Origin of the sequence: Burkholderia oklahomensis C6786, from assembly GCF_000959365.1 — a bacterium.
In the GTDB taxonomy this organism is placed as follows: domain Bacteria; phylum Pseudomonadota; class Gammaproteobacteria; order Burkholderiales; family Burkholderiaceae; genus Burkholderia; species Burkholderia oklahomensis.
Window position 1 is genome coordinate 741,672 of the sequence record NZ_CP009556.1, and the last position, 17,819, is coordinate 759,490.

Here is a 17,819-nt window from a genome sequence, read left to right on the forward strand (position 1 = left end):
TATCTATGGGAAAGATCATCGGCGCAGGCTTGATTTCGCATGCGCCCGTCGTGATGATGTCGGAGGCGACGCGGCTTCATGAAAACGGCGGCCGCGACTTCACGCTCGCGACCGGCCTGATGCGGCTTCGGCACGAAGTGTTCGACGCCGACGATTACGACACGGTGCTCGTTTTCGACAGCCATTGGCGGACCACGACCGAGGCGGTCGTCACCGCGCACGCGCGGCGCGAGGGCCGCTTCACGTCGGACGAGATGCCGAACGCGATACGGCAGTTGCCGTACGATCTCGCTGGCGATCCCGAGCTCGCGCACGCGATCGCCGAACGGGCGCCGCGGCGCGCGTCCTGGATCGCCGCGGTCGACGATCCGTGCCTGCCGATCCACTACGCGACGCTCAATCCGTGGACCTATCTCGGCCGGCCCGGCAAGCGCTGGATTTCCGTTTCCGTGTGCCAGACCGCGACCACCGACGATTATCTGCGGATGGGCGAGATCGTCGCGGAGGCGGTCGAGCGGCTCGACCGCGACGTGCTGTTGATCGCGTCGGGCGGACTGTCGCACGTGTTCTGGCCGCTCGCCGAGCTGCGCAACCGGATGGCGGGCGCCGCGTCGAACATCGTGACGCCGGCCGCGCGCGCGGCGGACGAACGGCGGATCGCATGGCTCGAAGAAGGGCGGCACGATCGGGTGATCGAAGCAATGCCGGCGTTTCTGCGTTTTCAACCGGAGGCGAATTTCGGCCACTATCTGATGATGGCGGGCGCGATCGGCGCGCACGCGTGTGCGGCGCGCGGGCGTCTCTTCAGCGAGTACGAGAACGGGATCGGCACCGGTCACGTTCATCTGTGGTTCAGTCCGGCCGATGGCGGATGGACGCGAGCGGCCGTGCCGCAGCGCCCAAGGAACGCGGCAGGCGCGTGATCGGGACGACGCGCGCGCCATGGTTCCCGATCGCATGGAGATCGCTGCGTGCGTGAGCAACGGACACGATGCCGCAGGCTTTCGATACGATCGCGGCCGATAGATCGAGCCCGATGCCTGATATCCGGGCGGGCGACGGCCGGTTCGGGCCTGTCGTCGCCCCGCATGGCGCCGGAGCGCGGCGCGCTGCTCCGATGCTCGCTCCGACGCATGCGAGCGAGCATCGAAGCGAGCGCCGTTCCGCTTGAAGCGACGGAGCGTGTTCTCCGCTAAGTCGGAACCGCGCCCGCGCGCATCTGCTCGCCCGACAGACCGGCCAGATACGCCTGCACCGCGGCGAGGAACAGACGCTCGCGAACCGACGCATGCCGCGAAGACGTGCGACACGCGTAGATGCCGCCTTTCGGCATCGTCCACATCGGCAGCAGCCGGTGCAGGCGTCCCTCCCGCAAGTCCTCGGCGACCAGATAGTCGGGAAATGCGCTGACGCCCGCGTCCGCGAGCACCATCTGATGCGCGAGCAGCACGCTCTTCACCTTGAGGCGGCCGTTCGTCTGGATACGGACCGAGCGTCCGTCGTTGCCGAACACCGAATAGCTGAGGTTCGCGAGCCCGCCGTGCCCGATCCAATGCGAGCTGGGCAGATCGTCAGGATGCCTTGGCACCGCGTGCTTGCGCGAATACTCGGGCGATGCGACGAGCACCTGGTCGAATGCACCGAGCATCTTCATCCGGAAGCCTTTCTTCTTCGGCCAGCCTGTCTCGAACGCGAGATCGATGCGCTCGCCGACCAGATCGATTTCCTCGTCGTTGCAGACGATTTCGAGCTCGATCTGCGGGTGCTGATGAATGAACGTGGCCGCGATCGAACTCAGATGCGCGGTGGAGAAACCGCTGGGCGCCGCGACGCGCAGCAGGCCGGTCGATTCATGGCGCAGGCACCGGATGCTGCCGATCACGTCATACAGGCCGCTGACGAACGCCTGGGACGCCGAGTACAGCTTGTTGCCGGCGTCGGTCGGCGCAATCCTGCGGGTGCTTCTCATCACGAGCTGGGTGTCGATCTCCGCTTCGAGGCGGCTCAGGTATTCACTGACCAGCGATTTCGACATGCACAGACATTCTGCCGCCGCAGTGAAACTACCCTTCTCGACAATCGCCATAAAAACGCGCAGGTGATTCAAATTTCTTATCCCCACCTCGGACATATTTCCCACCTCAAGAACGGTCATGTTTCGAAATACCGGGCGGCGCGCTCGTCCTGCTGCGGACGGAGCGCCGATGTCGCAACGGCATTGCATCGCAATGCGGCGGCATGAACCCGGTGCTTGATCTGGACGATGGCTGTTCCGCCGCATGCGGCATGTGTCGTCGGGGAGTATCGGGGGAGGCGCGGCGTCGGGCAGGCAATGGGATGCGCACGACCGCGCGCGATTCGCCCGTCGCGGATCGAGGCTGTCGACGTGCGCGCCGCAATCGGCGGCGCGGCGCGAATCGGGCGATCGGCGTCGCCGCGACGGCGATGGGCTACGACCGTCAAATGCGTCCTCCTTTGCATGCTCGAACCACGAAAGAGGATCCAAGCGAGCCAGAATTCATCGCAGCCCTTGTTTTTTACTTGCGGCAATCGGTTCATCGGCAAGGCAATGCGATGCAGCAGCAATCAAGTCCCGCGGAATCCATGCTTCCTCGCATACGCTTTACAACCATCGCCGCCAGTATTCCATAGCTGACTTAAGATCTTAATAAAAGAATGGTAAATAATTTTATCTGAGACGACTGTCTCGAAGAGGCCGCGTCGATAGCTCACGAAAAGTGACGAGGCGGCCGGAGCTGTGCCGATTCATCGTTTCCGCCTGATTCGATCGCTTTGGATGCTTGCGTGAATGGCGCGCGATGTCGCGGGAGGAACTTATTAAGGATGGGCGACGAGTCAGTCCTGAGCCCAAGAGCCGGGAGCCCGGAAGCTCGATCCGGAGCGGCGGTGCGGCGGTGCGGCAGAGGCAGCGCGATATCTGCGGCGCGATCGCGCGCAATCGCGTGCGGACGCGGGATACCGCTACGGCCTGGGGCGTGAGAGCGTGAATCCGGATGAGAACCGCATGATTTCGGTCGGAAGCAGCGAATTTCTCATATTCGGATAAATGTGAAATTTTTTGGTTTTGGCGGGAGTGCGTGATCAGTATTTTTTTAGAATTAAGTTACCTTCGGGTTACTGATTGCATCGATCCGTTATTGGGGGCGGTTACTTTTGGGTTACTAATAACTTGAATGAGAAACTCATTTGGCGCTCTCTTGAAACGCGCATCGACGATGTCGCAATGTAGTCCGCCATTTGACGAGCACGATGAGCGACCGGGCGTGGCCGATTGAAGCGGATGCGGCGTGCGCATCCGTCGCGACGTCCGTCGCTAGGCGGACAGGAAGAACGCCAGAAGATATCGATTGAAAGCGCTCGGGCGCGCGAGATTCATCCCATGAGACGCGGCGGATATCGTGACCCTCGATGCGTTCGGCATCCATCGGCTCAGTGCATCGACATTCGCATCAAAGTGGGCGGGACGCTTCTCGCCGTCGGTCCGCAATGTCGGACACTTCACGATGCGCGGCGGTATTGGCCGCTGCCGATCCGGCGGATGCGATTCCGGCCGATCGACGGGCTCTCGCCGCGCCGACTTCGCTGCGTTTCTTCACATCAATCCGGCATTGCACATCGTCGTGGGCCGCCGCGCATGAGCCGTCGGCGCGCACCGCTTCGCGTTCCGGCGCACGGAACGCGATCTCGCTTCATGCGAGGGAAAACCCCTCCATCGCATTCCCGTTTCATGGGAAATTCGGTTTTAATTTCTGAGAGTGGTCTGGCATTCTGACTTCATCGTCACCTGCGTCGTTTTCGTCGTGAATTCAGGAACCACAGTCACCGGATCGGAGCGCGTGCTGCTCGTGCTGGCCGCGCTTGCGAGCCATGGCAAGGCCATGTCGGTGAAGGATCTGCAAGGCGTCACGGGGCTCGCGCAAAGCACGCTGTATCGCCAGATCGCGTTGCTCAAGCGCTGGGGCTTCGTCGCCGAGCACACGGGGCACTATGCGCCCGGTCCGATCAGTCTTCAGCTTGCGCTCGGCTTCGACGTCAACTCGATGCTTGTCGAAGCGAGCCGCATGGAGATGCAGCAGCTCGCGCGGGCGTCGAAGGAGAGCGTCGGGCTCGTCGTCGCGGTGAAGAATCAGGCGATGTGCCTCGACAGGGTCGACAGCGAGCAGTCGCTGCGCTGCTCGTTCGAAAAGGGCCGCGCGGTGCCGCTCAAGGCGGGCGCGTCGGCGAAATCGCTGCTGGCCTTCATGGCGGAGAACGCGCGCAACGAAGTGCTGGACTCGGTATTCGCCGGCGACCGCGCCGGGCGCGCGGCCATCGAAGCCGAACTGGAGCGGATTCGCGCGCAGGGCTACGCGGTGAGCGACAGCGAGGTCGACCCCGGCGTCTGGGGCGTCAGCGCACCGATTTTCCATCGCACGTGGCGCGGCGTGAGCAGCTCCGCGTCGATCACGCTGATGGCGCCTTCGACGCGCGCGATCGGTCGCGAAAGCCAGTTCATCGACGGGACGCTGCGAACCGCTCGCGCGATTTCCCTGCATCTGCAAGCCGAATGATCCGTCTCACACCGAGTCTCAAAGGAGTTTCGCCATGAAATTGCAACGTCTGCTGTCCCTTGCCTGCTTCGCGCTGGCGACCACCTTCGCCGGCTTTTGCGGCAGCGCCGCGGCGCAAACCCCTGACGTGTTGCGCGTGGCGACCGACGCCACGTTCGCGCCGATGGAGTACACCGAAAACGGCGTGCGCACCGGCTTCGACATCGACATGATGAATGCGCTCGCCAAAGCGATGGGCAAGAGCGTGCAGTGGACGGACATCGACTTCAAGGGGCTGATTCCCGGCCTGATCGCGCATCGTTTCGACGCGGCGATCTCGGCGATATACATCACCGACGAGCGCGCGAAGGTTGTCGATTTCGCCGGCCCGTACTACGCGGGCGGTCTCGTCGCGCTGGTGAAGCGCGATTCTCCAATCAAGACGGTGGCCGATCTGAACGGCAAGAAGGTGTCGGTGCAGGTGGGCACCAAGTCGGTGAACTTCCTGCGCGACAACTTTCCGCAGATCACGCGCGTCGAAGTGGAAAAGAATCAGGAAATGTTCGACCTCGTCGGCATCGGCCGCGCCGATGCCGCCGTCACCGGCAAGCCGGCCGCCTATCAGCTGGTCCGCACGCGCGGCGGCTTCCGCGTGCTCGACAAGCCGTTGACGACCGAGCAGTACGGCATCGCCGTGCGCAAGGACGAGCCGCAATTGAAGGCCGCGCTCGACGCCGCATTGGCGAAAATCAAGGCCGACGGCACGTATGCGGCGATCGTGCGCAAGTGGTTCGGCGCCGGCGCGCAATAACCGGCCGAGTCACGCCCATGGAACTCGATTTCTCGCCGGTGATCGCCGGCTGGACGGATATTGCGCATGGCGCGCTGGTCACGGTGGAAGTGACCGCGGCCGCGCTCGCGCTCAGCTGCGTGCTCGGGCTGCTGATCGGCATCGGCCGGCTCGCGCCGCAGCGGCGGTTCGTCTACGGCTTCTGCACCGCCTACCTGACGTTCTTTCGCGGCACGCCGCTGCTCGTGCAGCTGTTTCTGCTGTTCTTCGGCCTGCCCCAGTTCAACATTCTGCTGCCCGCGTTCGTGTGCGGGATGCTGGGGCTGGGGTTCTATTCGGCCGCCTATGTCTCGGAGATCGTGCGCGGCGCGATCCAGTCGGTCGATCGCGGCCAGATGGAGGCGGCCCGCTCGATCGGCATGTCGTCGGGGCAGGCGATGCGCGCGATCATCCTGCCGCAGGCCGTCGTTCGCATGATTCCGCCGCTCGGCAACGAGTTCATCGCGCTCATCAAGAATTCGGCGCTCGTGTCGCTGCTGACGATCAACGATCTGATGCATGAGGGACAGAAGATCATCAGCGTGTCGTACCGGTCGCTCGAAGTGTATCTGGCCATCGCGCTGGTCTATCTCGTGCTGACCCAGGCGACCAATTACGCGCTGCATCGCGTCGAGCGGCGCCTGCGCGCAGGAGGAATGGTGCAATGAACAAGGCGTCCGAACCCATCGTCCGGATCCGTGGCCTGACCAAGTCGTTCGGTTCGCACGTCGTGCTGAACGGCATCGACTTCGACATCGAGCCGCAACAGGTGGTGGTCGTCATCGGGCCGAGCGGCTCGGGCAAGAGCACCTTCTTGCGGTGCTGCAACGGCCTCGAGCAACCGGAAGGCGGCACCATCGACATCTGCGGCCATCGTCTCGTCGATCGCGGCGCGATGCTCGGCGAACGCTCGCTGAATGCGCTGCGCACCGAAGTCGGCATGGTGTTCCAGTCGTTCAATCTGTTTCCGCATCTGTCCGTCCTGCACAACATCACCGTGGGCCCGCGCATGCTGCGCGGCGCGAGCAAGGCCGATGCGGAAGCGAGCGCGTTGGCGCTGCTGGAGAAAGTGGGCCTTGCGCACAAGGCGCACGTGATGCCGGCGAGCCTGTCGGGCGGCCAGAAGCAGCGCGTCGCGATCGCCCGGGCGCTGGCGATGCAGCCGCGCGTCATGCTGTTCGACGAACCGACTTCGGCGCTCGATCCGGAGCTCGTCGGCGAAGTCCTGCAAGTGATGAAGCTGCTCGCGAGCGAAGGGATGACGATGGTGGTCGTCACGCATGAAATGGGGTTTGCGAAGGAAGTCGCGGATGTGGTGGTGGTGATGGACGGCGGTGCGATCGTCGAGGCCGGACCGCCTTCGGAAATCTTCTCCGCGCCATCGCAGCCGCGCACGCGCGCTTTCCTGCAAGCCGTGTTGTCGCGTGCATGAAGGCGCCGTTCGATAACGGGGTCTGGCGCGGCCGTTCCGACGACGCGGAGCCAGGCGACACCCGGCGCGTGTTCGATCAGGTCGAGCGCTTTACCGGCGCGGCGCTGGCGGGCGATGCGGCGGTGATCGTCGGCTTCGGCTCGGATGAAGGCGTGCGGCGGAACAAGGGGCGCGTCGGCGCCGCGCACGGCCCCGGGGAATTGCGTCGCGTGCTGGCGAGCCTGCCGGCCAAGCCGGATGTGACGTTGCGCGATGCCGGCGACGTGGTCTGCGACGACGGCGATCTGGAAGGCGCGCAGGCCGAGCTCGCGCAGGTGGTGCGCGAGACGCTCGCTTGCGGCGGACGGCCGCTCGTGCTCGGCGGCGGCCACGAGGTCGCGTGGGGCACGTATGGCGGCTTGCGCGCGTGGCTCGACGACGGCGGCGCACGCCGTCTGACGATCGTGAATTTCGATGCGCATTTCGATCTGCGGCAGGCGCGTCCTGCAAATTCGGGCACGCCGTTCGATCAGATCGCCTGTGATTGCGCTGCTCGCGGGCTCGCTTTCGATTATGTCTGCCTCGGCATCAGCGATCTGGCCAATACCGCCGCGCTGTTCGAGCGCGCGCGGCAGCTCGGCGTGCGGTACGTCGCCGATACGCAGATGCAGGAGCACCATCTTCCCGGTCTGCTCGATCGGCTGGATCGGCTGCTCGACGCAGCCGACGCGCTGTACCTGTCGATCGACCTCGACGTGCTGCCTGCCGCCACGGCGCCGGGCGTGTCCGCGCCGGCATCCCTGGGCGTGCCGCTGTCCGTGGTCGAAGCGATGGTGCGGCGCATCCGGGCGTCGGGCAAGCTGCTGGCGGTGGACATCGCCGAATACAATCCGGCCCTCGATCAGGACCGGCGGACGGCGCGTGCGGCCGCGCGGCTCGCGTATCGGCTGCTGTGAGGCGAGGGCGGGCGATCGAGCCGCGCATCGAGCCGCACACGTATCAAGCCGCGCACAGATCGAGCCGCACACATCTCAAGCCGCGCATCGGGACGGGCGGCAAACCGCCGTCTTTCGCGAGCAAGCATGTCGAATCCGCTGACGAACAGCGAAACGCGGCGGGTTTCCAGTAAGCCGGCCGGGACGATCTGACCAAAATTGACAGACGTTTTGCGAGTAATCGTCTAACTTTTACGTCGGGAAGGCTGTCCGACGTCTGGCCTTTCCGATCTCAAATCAGTACTCCAATCAGTAGCAATCGGCCCATGTTGTGTTGTTGATCGACCCGCCGTCTTGCGTCTTGCGTCTTGCGTGTTGTGTCCTGTCGGGCGGCGGGTCATCTTTTCTGTTTCCCATCGGCCGCATTGAAGGTCGCGCCTGCGCCATTCGGAGCGAGCAACGCACGGACTCGGTGACAGGCGTGGCTGTCGGATGCCGCTTTGCCGCCGAGCATTCACGGTGTTCCGCCGTCGGTTCGGCACGATCGCGGCGCGATCAAGATACGCGTCGCCCATGCGCGTCGCCCCCAAGCGCGCTGCAGCCGATCAACTTCACAACCCGCGTGCAAACCCCTCCTTCGTCGGCGATCCCATTGCCTAAAATCAAGTTACGCGCGAGACGGTTCCGATCGTATTGGCGCGAAGGCGTCCGACGACGCCGCTCGCGCGTTCGAATCTCGATACGTTTCAATCGTAAGGGGAATCGTCATGGCGACTTACGTGGTTCTTGCAAACTTTACGGATCAGGGCATACGCACCGTGAAGAACAGCTCGCAGCGGGCCGGTCAGGTGGCGGAAATGGCCAAGGGCTTCGGCTGTGAAATGAAGGAGGTCTACTGGACGCTGGGCGCGTTCGACATCGTCGCGGTCGTCGAAGCGGCCGACGAGCAAAGTCTCACCGCATTCGGCTTCGCGCTCGGCTCGGCGGGCAACGTCCGCACGCAGACGCTGCGCGCGTTCACGAAGAACGAAATCGGCGCGATCATCGGCAGATTGCCGTAACGCACAAGCCGCACGCACCGTTGTCGGCCGCTCGAACGCGAGTCGGAGGGCAGGCCGAAGCCGAATCGCAGGCAAAGGGCTGGAAGAAGGAGAAAGCCCATGTCGAATACGCAAGGCGACGCGGGATCGCCGTTCGCGGCGTCCGTCGAAGCAGGCAGCTACCGCATCGCGCGGCCGTCCGGCGTGAGCGACGTGATCGAACTGGTGCGGACGCACGGCATCCAGATCGTCGATCTGAAGTTCACCGATCTGCCGGGTCTCTGGCAGCACTTCTCGATTACGCTGCCCGAACTCCACGCGGATCTGTTCGGCGCCGGCATCGGCTTCGACGGCTCGTCGATCCGCGGCTTCCAGGAGATCCACGAATCCGACATGCTGCTGCGTCCCAATCCGACGACCGCGTTCGTCGATCCGGTCTGCGAGACGCCGACGCTGTCGATCCTCTGTGACGTGATCGATCCGGCGACGCATGGGCCGTACTCGCGCGATCCGCGCCACGTCGCGAAAAAAGCGGAAGCGCATTTGCGCGGGACGGGCATCGCGACGGCCTGCTACGTCGGGCCGGAGCTCGAGTTTTTCATTTTCGATTCGATCCGCTACGGCCAGGATCAGCACTGCGGCTATTACTACGTCGAATCGGCCGAGGGCGACTGGGCCGCGGGCCGAGACGAGGGCGCATACGGCGGCGGCAATCTCGGCTACAAGCAGCGCTACAAGGAAGGCTATTTCCCGACGCCGCCGAACGACACGCTGCAGGACATCCGCTCGGAAATCGCGCTGACGCTGCAGCGCGCGGGCGTGCAGGTCGAAGTGCATCATCACGAGGTCGCGACCGCCGGCCAGAACGAAATCGACATGCGTTTTTCGACGCTCACGCGGATGGCCGACAACGTGATGATCTACAAGTACGTATGCAAGAACGTCGCGCGCCGGCACGGCAAGGTCGCGACGTTCATGCCGAAGCCGCTGTTCGCGGACAACGCGAGCGGCATGCATTGCCATCAGAGCCTGTGGGACGACGAGCGCAATCTGTTCTACGACGCGAACGGCTGGGCGCTGACCTCGGACCTGTGCCGCTGGTACATCGGCGGACTGCTCGAGCACGCGCCGGCGCTGATGGCGTTCTGCGCGCCGACGACGAATTCGTACAAGCGTCTCGTGCCCGGCTATGAAGCGCCCGTCAATCTGGCGATGTCGCAGCGCAACCGCTCGGCCGCCGCGAGGATTCCGATGGTGTCGGACGCGCCCGCCGCGCGCCGCGTCGAGTTTCGCTGTCCCGACCCGTCGGCGAACGCGTATCTCGCGTTCGCGGCGATGCTGATGGCCGGGCTCGACGGCATCGAGAACAAGATCGACCCGGGCGCGCCGCTCGACAAGAACATCTACGAGCTGCCGCCCGAAGAGGCGTCGAAGATCCGGCAGGTGCCGGGCTCGCTCGACGCGTCGCTCGCCGCGCTCGAAGCCGACAGCGCGTTCCTGCGCAAGGGCGACGTGTTCACCGACGACGTGATCCGCACGTGGATCGACTACAAGCGCAAGCGCGAGCTCGATACGATCAAGCTGCGTCCGCATCCTTGGGAGTTCTATCTGTATTTCGACGTCTAGAAAAACAAGGAGGCCCGCGATGACCACGGTCGGCAGCTTCGACATCGACTATACGCAATACCTCGGCCCCGACGGCGAGCCGGTCCAGCCGCTGCCCGCGTTCGCGCAGGACGCGGCCGCGCTGCTGCCGCTCTATCGCGCGATGGTGCTGACGCGGGCGTTCGACACGAAAGCGGTTGCGCTGCAGCGCACCGGCAAGATCGGCACGTTCGCGTCATCGGTCGGGCAGGAGGCGATCGGCGTGGGCGTTGCGAGCGCGATGCGCGCCGACGACGTGCTGTTTCCGTCATACCGCGATCATGCCGCGCAATTCCTGCGCGGCGTCACGATGACGGAAAGCCTGCTGTACTGGGGCGGTGACGAACGCGGCAGCGATTTCGCGGCCGCGCGCCAGGATTTTCCGAACTGCGTGCCGATCGGCACGCAGGTGTGTCATGCGGCGGGCGCGGCTTATGCGTTCATGCTGCGCGGCGAAGCGCGCGTCGCGGTGGCGATTCTCGGCGACGGCGGCACGTCGAAAGGCGACTTCTATGAAGCGATGAACATGGCGGGTGCGTGGCGCGCGCCGCTCGTGATCGTCGTCAACAACAACCAGTGGGCGATCTCGATGCCGCGCGCCCGCCAGACCGCTGCGCAAACGCTCGCGCAAAAGGCGATCGCCGCGGGAATCGAAGGGCGGCAGGTCGACGGCAACGACATCGTCGCCGTGCATCAGGTCGTCGGCGACGCGCTCGAGCGTGCGCGGCGCGGCGGCGGTCCGGCGCTCGTCGAAGCGCTCAGCTACCGGCTGGGCGATCACACGACGGCCGACGATGCGACGCGCTACCGCGATTCCGACGCCGTCGGCAAGCAATGGGAATTCGAGCCGCTGCTGCGTTTGCGCCAGTACCTGATGCATCGAAACGTGTGGGACAAGGCGCAGGACGAGCAGCTCGGCAAGGCGTGCTACGCGCAGGTCGAAGACGCGGTGCAGGCCTATCTCGCGGTGCCGCAGCCGGACACGTCGGCGATGTTCGACCATCTGTACGCGAGCCTGCCGCAGGCGATGCAGGAACAGCTGGCGACGGCGCTCGCATTCGCGCCGGCCGCGGGGAACCATCATGGCTGATCTGAACCTCGTCGAAGCGGTCAATCTGGCGCTCGCGTACGAACTCGCGCACGATCCGTCCGTCGTGCTGCTCGGCGAGGACATCGGCGCGAACGGCGGCGTGTTTCGCGCGACCGTCGACTTGCAGGCGCGCTTCGGCGCGCAGCGCGTGATCGACACGCCGCTCGCGGAAACGGCGATCGCGGGCGCGGCGATCGGCATGGCGGCGATGGGGCTCAGGCCTGTCGCGGAGATCCAGTTCACCGGCTTCGTCTATCCGACGATCGATCAGGTTCTCAACCACGCGTCGCGGCTGCGTCATCGCACGCGCGGACGGCTGTCGTGTCCGCTCGTGATCCGCGCGCCGTGCGGCGGCGGCATTCACGCGCCGGAACATCATTCGGAAAGCCCCGAGGCGTTGTTCGCGCACATCCCCGGCCTGCGCGTCGTGATTCCATCGACGCCCGCGCGCGCGTATGGGCTGCTGCTCGCCGCGATTCGCGATCCGGATCCGGTGATGTTCTTCGAGCCGTCGCGCCTGTACCGGCTCTTCAGGCAGCCGGTCGAAGACAACGGCGAGGCGCTGCCGCTCGATACGTGCTTCACGCTGCGCGACGGCTCCGACGTCACGCTGGTGAGCTGGGGCGCGGCGCTGCAGGAAGTGCAGGCGGCCGCCGATCAGCTCGCGCAAGAGGGCGTGATGGCCGAAGTGATCGACGTCGCGACGCTCAAGCCGCTCGATGCCGATACGATCGTCGCGTCGGTCGCGAAGACGGGGCGCTGCGTGATCGTTCACGAGGCGCCGCGCACGGCGGGCGTCGGCGCGGAGATCGCCGCGCTCGTCGCCGAACACGGTCTGTATTCGCTGCTCGCGCCCGTGCAGCGTGTGACGGGCTACGACGTCGTCGTGCCGCTGTTCCGGCTGGAAAACCAGTACATGCCGAGCGCGGCGCGCATCGTCAGCGCGGTCAGGAAGACGCTGGAGGCGTCGTAAAGACATGAAGATCTTCAAATTGCCCGATCTCGGCGAAGGCTTGCAGGAAGCCGAGATCGTCGAGTGGCACGTCAAGGCCGGCGACACGATTCAGGCCGATCAGCCGCTGTTGTCGGTCGAGACCGCGAAGGCGATCGTCGAGATTCCGTCGCCGCAATCCGGCCGCATCGCGAAGCTGTTCGGGCAGCCGGGCGACATCGTTCATCTCGGCGCGCCGCTCGTCGCATTCGAAGGCGAAGCCGGCGAGGCCGATGCGGGGACCGTCGTCGGCCACATGACGGTCGGCGAGCACGTCGTGCACGAGGCGCCCGCGGCGCTCGGCGCGGGCGCGGGCGGCCGCGGCGCCGGCGCGATCAAGGCGATTCCGGCCGTGCGCGCGCTCGCGCGCAAGCTCGACGTCGATCTGGCGATGGTGACGCCGTCGGGTGCCGACGGCGTGATCACCGCGGCGGACGTGCAGCGCGTCGCGAAGGTGCTCGCCGAGCTCGGGCCGCCCGAAGTGCTGCGCGGCGTGCGGCGCGCGATGGCGCAGAACATGGCGCGCGCGCAGAGCGAAGTCGCGGCGGCGACCGTGATCGACGACGCCGACATCCACGCATGGCCCGCGGGCGCCGACGTGACGATGCGCCTGATTCGTGCGCTCGTCGCCGGCTGCCGCGCGGAGCCTGGGCTCAACGCGTGGTTCGACGGACAGGCGGGGCGTCGCCACGTGGTCGCGAAGATCGATCTCGGCATCGCGGTCGATCTGCCGGACGGTCTCTTCGTGCCGGTGCTGCGCGACGTCGCGCATCGAGACGCCGCCGACTTGCGCAACGGGCTCGACCGGATGCGCGCCGACATCCGTGCGCGCAAGATTCCGCCGGATGAATTGCGCGGCAACACGATCACGCTGTCGAACTTCGGGATGATCGCCGGCAAGTACGCGGCGCCCGTCGTCGTGCCGCCGACCGTCGCGATCCTCGGCGCGGGCCGCGTGCACGACGCGGTCGTCGCGGCGGACGGCGCGCCCGCCGTGCATCGCATCCTGCCGCTCAGCCTGACGTTCGATCATCGAGTCGTCACGGGCGGCGAGGCGGCGCGCTTTCTCGCGGCGGTGATCGCCGATCTGCAACTGCCGCAATAGCCGGCAGCCCGGACGCGCGCGTCGCGACACGGTGCGACATGGTGCGGTCGCGACACGGAACGAGGGCGATATTCCGAAGTCCTGATCGAAGCGCCGGGCTTCGCTCAAGAAGATTCTTGCGTGCGGATGAACTCGTGCGCTGCACGCCGAATCGCAAGGCATCAAACCGACGCCGCGATATGCTCGCGCAACCATCGATGCGCGGGCTCGCGATGCGAGCGCTCGTGCCGGAGCATCGCCATCTCGAAGCCCGGCACGTCGACGGGCGGCTCGACGATCTGCGATTCGCTCGGGCAGCGCCTCGACGATCTGTCGAAGATCGAGCCGATACCGTTTCGCCCGCAGAATGCCGGCGCGGACGAGATCGCGCAGCTCACGCTGCGGGCCGGCGTCGTGCCGCAGCGGTCGGGGTTCGCCGCGCACGTCGCGTAGCGCGGCGTTTGCGTCGCCGGGGCGTCGTGTCGTCGCGCATCGTGTGAGATCGGGCGTGCGACGCTGTTCGAGGCCCGCGCATATGCGGCAGGCATACGCATATGCGCCCGCATTCGCGCGGATCGAGCGAAATCAGAATCGCCGTGCGAGCACGTCGGCATCCACCGACAGAATGTCGGTATGGCCGCACAGCGCCATCGTCGTATCGAGCTCGCGCGCGATGATGTCGAGGCTGCGGAACACGCCTTCTTCGCCCAGCGCGGCGACGCCATAGAGGAACGCGCGTCCGATCATCGTGCCGCGCGCGCCGAGCGCGACCGCCTTCAGCACGTCCTGGCCGGTGCGCACGCCGCCGTCGAGCCAGATTTCGATGCGCTTGCCGGCCGCGTCCACGATGGCAGGCAGAGCATCGACCGACGACATCGCGCCGTCGAGCTGACGGCCGCCGTGATTCGATACGACGATCGCGTCCGCGCCCGCGTCGGCCGCGAGGATCGCGTCGCGCGGATCGAGAATGCCCTTGACGATCAGCTTGCCGTCCCAGCGTTGCCGAACCCATTCGACGTCGCTCCAGTCGATCGTCGGATCGAACTGCTCGCGGGTCCACGATTCGAGCGACGACATGTCGGTCACGCCCTTCACGTGCCCGACGATGTTGCCGAAATGGCGGCGGCGGGTGCGGGCCATGCCGATGCACCAGCGCGGCTTGCTCGCCATGTTCAGCAGATTCGGCAGCGTGATGCGCGGCGGCGTCGACAAGCCGTTCTTCACGTCCTTGTGGCGCTGGCCGCCGATCTGCAGATCCATCGTCAGCACGAGCGCCGGGCAGCCCGCCGCCTTCGCGCGCTCGATCAGCCGCTCGATGAAGGCGCGGTCGCGCATCATGTAGAGCTGGAACCAGAACGGCCCGGGCGCGTGCGTCGCGATGTCCTCGATAGAGCAGATGCTCATCGTCGACAGCGTGAACGGCACGCCGAACCGCTTCGCGGCGCGCGCCGCGAGGATCTCGCCATCCGCGCGCATCATGCCGACGAGGCCCGTCGGCGCGAGCGCGACCGGCATCGCGGCGTCCTGCCCCGCCATCGTCGTGCGCAGGCTGCGATGCGCGATGTCGACGCCGACCCGCTGACGCAGCTTGATGTGCTGGAAGTCGGCTTCGTTCGCGCGATACGTCGATTCCGTGTACGAGCCGGTATCGACGTAGTCGTAGAACATCCTCGGAATGCGTTTCCTGGCGAGAACGCGAAGATCTTCGATGCAGGTGATCGGGATGGTCATGGGCGGCTCCGGGAAGATGCGGTGATGCTACCGTTGCGCGCGGCGCCGCGCCCGGAAATATCTTCAGGTACGGCGGGAAAGAAATTCCGACACGTCGCGCAACGCACGCTCGCAGAGGCCGGCGAGCCATGCCGCGAACGCGTCGGTTGCGGCGCGCGACGTGTGCGGCATCAGGTAATACGGCGCCGCCGGCCGCACGATGCGCGGAAACAGCGGCGCGAGCGCGCCCGTCGCGAGCCAGTGGCGCGCGAGCGCGTGCGCCGCGAGCACCGACGTCGCGGCCGTGCGCAGCGCGGTGATCAGCGTGAGCTCGGCGAGCAGGACCGGGTAGCCGGTGTCGACGTCGGCGAGCGCGCCGAACGCCATCACCGTGTGCATGCCGCGATCGGCATTGACCGGATGGCCGTTCACGTACTTGAACGCGAACAGCTTCGAATCGGCGACGGGCATCAGCTCGATCACGCCGTCGCGCGAATGGCACGCGACGCGCGGCGATTTGTCGAAATCGTTCCATCGAAGATAGTCGGCGCGCAGCGCGTCGACGAGCTCGCCGACGAAGCGCGGAACGCCGACGCGCGCGATCAGGCGGCTGGTATCGGGAACGTCGAGGAAGCGGGTCATGAAGTGTCTCCTTTGTTGGGCGCGGCCCTCGATGGGCCGCTCGATGGAGTGATTATTTCGATGACCGCGGCCAACAAATAGATAGCAAAAATGACAAAATGCTCGATAATTCTGGCGTTTTGCTCGCATGCCGTGGGCGAAATGCGCGGTTGCCGGGATTCCGGGCCGCCATCGCCATCGCCGCTGCCATCGCCGCCGCACGCCGCACGTTCATTGATTGCGCAGAGGGAACCCACATGATCAGCCTCGACGACGTCGACCGACAGCTCATCGCGCTGCTGCGCGACAATGCGCGCGCGCCGGTCGTGACGCTCGCGAAGCAGTTGCGCGTCGCGCGCGCGACCGTGCAGAACCGGATCGCGCGGCTCGAGAGGCACGGCGTGATCGTCGGCTATACGGTGCGGTTGAAGCCCGCCGCGGAGAAGCATCGGATCCGGGCGCTGATGTCGATCGCCGTGCAGGGCAACCGCGCGGCGGACGTCGTCAAGGTGCTGCGCGGGAATCCGAACGTCGCGACGATCCACAGCACCAACGGGCGATGGGATCTCGTCGCCGAGCTGCAGGCCGATACGCTGGAGAATTTCGACCGCGTGCTGGGCGCGATTCGGCTGGTCGACGGGATCGCCAATACGGAGACGAGCATCCTGCTGTCGACGCACAAGGCTTGACGGGGCTCGATGCCTGGCCGCTTCGTGCGTGGCCGTGCGTGGCGCCAGATGCAACGCACATGACGCATGTTGCATGAAGCATGAAGCGCAACGCGTGCGGCGGCGGATATCGCATGCCGGATCCATCCGAATACGATCGTCAGGACATCGGACCGACAAACGAGTAGAGCGATCCGCCGATCGATGATTGCGGCGCTCGAACCGTTCTCTACCGATCCGCCCGGCCGGGAAGCGGCAGCCGCCGCCGCGCCGCGAATTCGGCGGATTCGCGTCGCAGCCAGTCGACGAACAGCCTCACGCGCGGATCGTCCGGCTGCGCATAGATCAGCTTGTATCGCGCGGGCGCGGGCACGCGGCGTCCCAGCACGTCGACGAGCCGGCCGCGCGCGATCTCGTCGTCGACGAGCGCATGCCGGCACACCGCGACGCCTTGCCCCGCCAGCGCCGCGCCGATCGCGAGGCTCGCCAGATTGAATTCCGGGCCGCGCAGCTCGCCCGCGTATGCCGGCACGACGGCGTCGAGCCACGTGCGCCATTCGACGAACTTCGGCGCATCCGGCCACGCCGACGCATCGTGCAACGGCACGATGGTCGACACCCATTCGGCCGTCGCCCGCGGCGGATGCCGATCGAGATACGCGGGCGCGGCCACCGCGACCAGGTATTCGTCGAACAGCGGCTCGACGTGGAGCGCGTCGTAGTCGAACGGATCCCAGCGGATCGCGACGTCGATGTCGTCCGCGGTCATCGTCTCTTGATCGATCGCATGAAACTCCGCTTTCAGCCGCACCGACGTCTGCGGGTTCAGCCGATGAAAATCGGTCAGCCTGGGCATCAGCCATTGCAGCGCGAACGACGGCAGGCAGCTCACCTGCAACTGCGCATCGGGCGCGCCAAGCTGCCGCAACGTCCGGCCGAGCGACGCGAATGCGGTCGCCGTCGCTTCATGCAGCACGCCGCCTTTGGGCGTCAGCGCGAGCCCGCGCGATTGGCGGACGAACAGCGGGTAGCCGAGACGGGCTTCGAGCTGGCGGATTTGCTGGCTGATCGCGCTTTGCGTCAGATGCAGCGCGTCGGCGGCCTTCGTGAAGCTGCCGAGCCTGCCGGCCGCCTCGAAGCAGCGCAACGCGCCGAGCAGCGACGTGTCGAACTTGGTATCCATTAGTCAGGCTTATGCCTCTGCAAGAATTGATCGCTTCATTGGTCGATCGCCGGATCGTACGAT

General features: G+C 65.8%; 17 protein-coding genes and 3 pseudogenes. 14 read left to right on the top strand and 6 right to left on the bottom strand.

What is annotated here, in order from left to right; translation table 11 throughout:
• Positions 1-5: 5 nt before the first annotated feature.
• A complete protein-coding gene (locus BG90_RS21285) occupies positions 6-923 on the top strand; it encodes a DODA-type extradiol aromatic ring-opening family dioxygenase (protein WP_010107433.1) in 918 nt (305 codons plus the stop codon).
• A gap of 269 nt (positions 924-1,192) precedes the next feature.
• Here BG90_RS21285 and BG90_RS21290 read toward each other — a convergent pair whose 3' ends face one another.
• Both BG90_RS21290 and BG90_RS36220 read right to left on the bottom strand, forming a co-directional pair.
• Positions 1,193-2,155, bottom strand: coding sequence for a LysR family transcriptional regulator (locus tag BG90_RS21290; RefSeq protein WP_063837212.1), 963 nt, complete (start codon positions 2,153-2,155; stop codon positions 1,193-1,195).
• Positions 2,152-2,586 (bottom strand): hypothetical protein, encoded by a 435-nt coding sequence (locus BG90_RS36220; RefSeq protein ID WP_158335908.1) that lies wholly within the window; start codon positions 2,584-2,586, stop codon positions 2,152-2,154. The genes BG90_RS21290 and BG90_RS36220 overlap by 4 nt, the downstream gene beginning before the upstream one ends.
• A gap of 833 nt (positions 2,587-3,419) precedes the next feature.
• Here BG90_RS36220 and BG90_RS35480 point away from each other — a divergent pair.
• The 11 genes from BG90_RS35480 to BG90_RS21340 all read left to right on the top strand — a co-directional run bounded on the left by BG90_RS35480 (position 3,420) and on the right by BG90_RS21340 (position 13,595).
• Positions 3,420-3,659: a hypothetical protein gene (locus tag BG90_RS35480; RefSeq protein WP_124072363.1), complete on the top strand. Its 240-nt coding sequence runs from the start codon at positions 3,420-3,422 to the stop codon at positions 3,657-3,659.
• A gap of 162 nt (positions 3,660-3,821) precedes the next feature.
• Positions 3,822-4,571 (top strand): IclR family transcriptional regulator, encoded by a 750-nt coding sequence (locus BG90_RS21295; protein WP_025990102.1) that lies wholly within the window; start codon positions 3,822-3,824, stop codon positions 4,569-4,571.
• A 34-nt stretch (positions 4,572-4,605) separates the two neighbouring features.
• The gene (locus BG90_RS21300) at positions 4,606-5,361 is read left to right on the top strand and encodes a transporter substrate-binding domain-containing protein (protein ID WP_010107437.1); all 756 of its coding nucleotides are present in this window, start codon (positions 4,606-4,608) and stop codon (positions 5,359-5,361) included.
• 17 nt (positions 5,362-5,378) lie between these two features.
• Positions 5,379-6,047 carry an amino acid ABC transporter permease gene (locus BG90_RS21305; protein WP_010107438.1) on the top strand — a complete coding sequence of 223 codons (669 nt, stop codon included), beginning with the start codon at positions 5,379-5,381 and terminating at the stop codon, positions 6,045-6,047.
• The gene (locus tag BG90_RS21310; RefSeq protein ID WP_010117733.1) at positions 6,044-6,811 is read left to right on the top strand and encodes an amino acid ABC transporter ATP-binding protein; all 768 of its coding nucleotides are present in this window, start codon (positions 6,044-6,046) and stop codon (positions 6,809-6,811) included. The genes BG90_RS21305 and BG90_RS21310 overlap by 4 nt, the downstream gene beginning before the upstream one ends.
• Positions 6,808-7,746, top strand: a complete 939-nt coding sequence (gene hutG, locus BG90_RS21315; RefSeq protein ID WP_010117734.1) for a formimidoylglutamase — start codon at positions 6,808-6,810, stop codon at positions 7,744-7,746. Before BG90_RS21310 ends, hutG begins: the two co-directional genes overlap by 4 nt.
• Before the next feature lie 746 nt (positions 7,747-8,492).
• Entirely contained in the window at positions 8,493-8,786 is a 294-nt protein-coding gene (locus BG90_RS21320) for a GYD domain-containing protein (protein WP_010107441.1), read from the top strand.
• A gap of 99 nt (positions 8,787-8,885) precedes the next feature.
• Positions 8,886-10,391, top strand: a complete 1,506-nt coding sequence (gene glnA, locus BG90_RS21325; RefSeq protein WP_010117738.1) for a type I glutamate--ammonia ligase — start codon at positions 8,886-8,888, stop codon at positions 10,389-10,391.
• A 19-nt stretch (positions 10,392-10,410) separates the two neighbouring features.
• Positions 10,411-11,499 carry a pyruvate dehydrogenase (acetyl-transferring) E1 component subunit alpha gene (gene pdhA / locus BG90_RS21330; RefSeq protein ID WP_010117739.1) on the top strand — a complete coding sequence of 363 codons (1,089 nt, stop codon included), beginning with the start codon at positions 10,411-10,413 and terminating at the stop codon, positions 11,497-11,499.
• Positions 11,492-12,472, top strand: a complete 981-nt coding sequence (locus BG90_RS21335; RefSeq protein ID WP_010117740.1) for an alpha-ketoacid dehydrogenase subunit beta — start codon at positions 11,492-11,494, stop codon at positions 12,470-12,472. Before pdhA ends, BG90_RS21335 begins: the two co-directional genes overlap by 8 nt.
• Positions 12,473-12,476: 4 nt before the next feature.
• Positions 12,477-13,595, top strand: coding sequence for a dihydrolipoamide acetyltransferase family protein (locus BG90_RS21340; RefSeq protein WP_010117741.1), 1,119 nt, complete (start codon positions 12,477-12,479; stop codon positions 13,593-13,595).
• Positions 13,596-13,756: 161 nt separating this feature from the next.
• Here the strand turns inward: BG90_RS21340 and BG90_RS35485 are convergent.
• Positions 13,757-13,876 (bottom strand): annotated as a pseudogene (locus BG90_RS35485) (LysR family transcriptional regulator); the annotation flags it as partial.
• Between BG90_RS35485 and BG90_RS33490 the strand changes: the two are divergent.
• Positions 13,866-14,027 (top strand): annotated as a pseudogene (locus BG90_RS33490) (NAD(P)H dehydrogenase); the annotation flags it as partial. The pseudogenes BG90_RS35485 and BG90_RS33490 sit on opposite strands and share 11 nt — an antisense overlap.
• A gap of 132 nt (positions 14,028-14,159) precedes the next feature.
• On the opposite strand, the gene BG90_RS21350 reads toward BG90_RS33490, so the two are convergent.
• Positions 14,160-15,305 (bottom strand): alpha-hydroxy acid oxidase, encoded by a 1,146-nt coding sequence (locus BG90_RS21350; protein WP_010117743.1) that lies wholly within the window; start codon positions 15,303-15,305, stop codon positions 14,160-14,162.
• A gap of 219 nt (positions 15,306-15,524) precedes the next feature.
• Positions 15,525-15,926 (bottom strand): annotated as a pseudogene (locus tag BG90_RS21355) (Rossmann-fold NAD(P)-binding domain-containing protein); the annotation flags it as partial.
• A gap of 236 nt (positions 15,927-16,162) precedes the next feature.
• On the opposite strand from BG90_RS21355, the gene BG90_RS21360 reads away from it, so the two are divergent.
• The gene (locus BG90_RS21360) at positions 16,163-16,594 is read left to right on the top strand and encodes an Lrp/AsnC family transcriptional regulator (protein WP_010117745.1); all 432 of its coding nucleotides are present in this window, start codon (positions 16,163-16,165) and stop codon (positions 16,592-16,594) included.
• A gap of 208 nt (positions 16,595-16,802) precedes the next feature.
• On the opposite strand, the gene BG90_RS21365 is transcribed toward BG90_RS21360, so the two are convergent.
• On the bottom strand, positions 16,803-17,756 hold the full coding sequence (locus tag BG90_RS21365) for a LysR substrate-binding domain-containing protein (RefSeq protein ID WP_010117747.1): 954 nt from the start codon (positions 17,754-17,756) through the stop codon (positions 16,803-16,805).
• Positions 17,757-17,819: the final 63 nt, after the last annotated feature.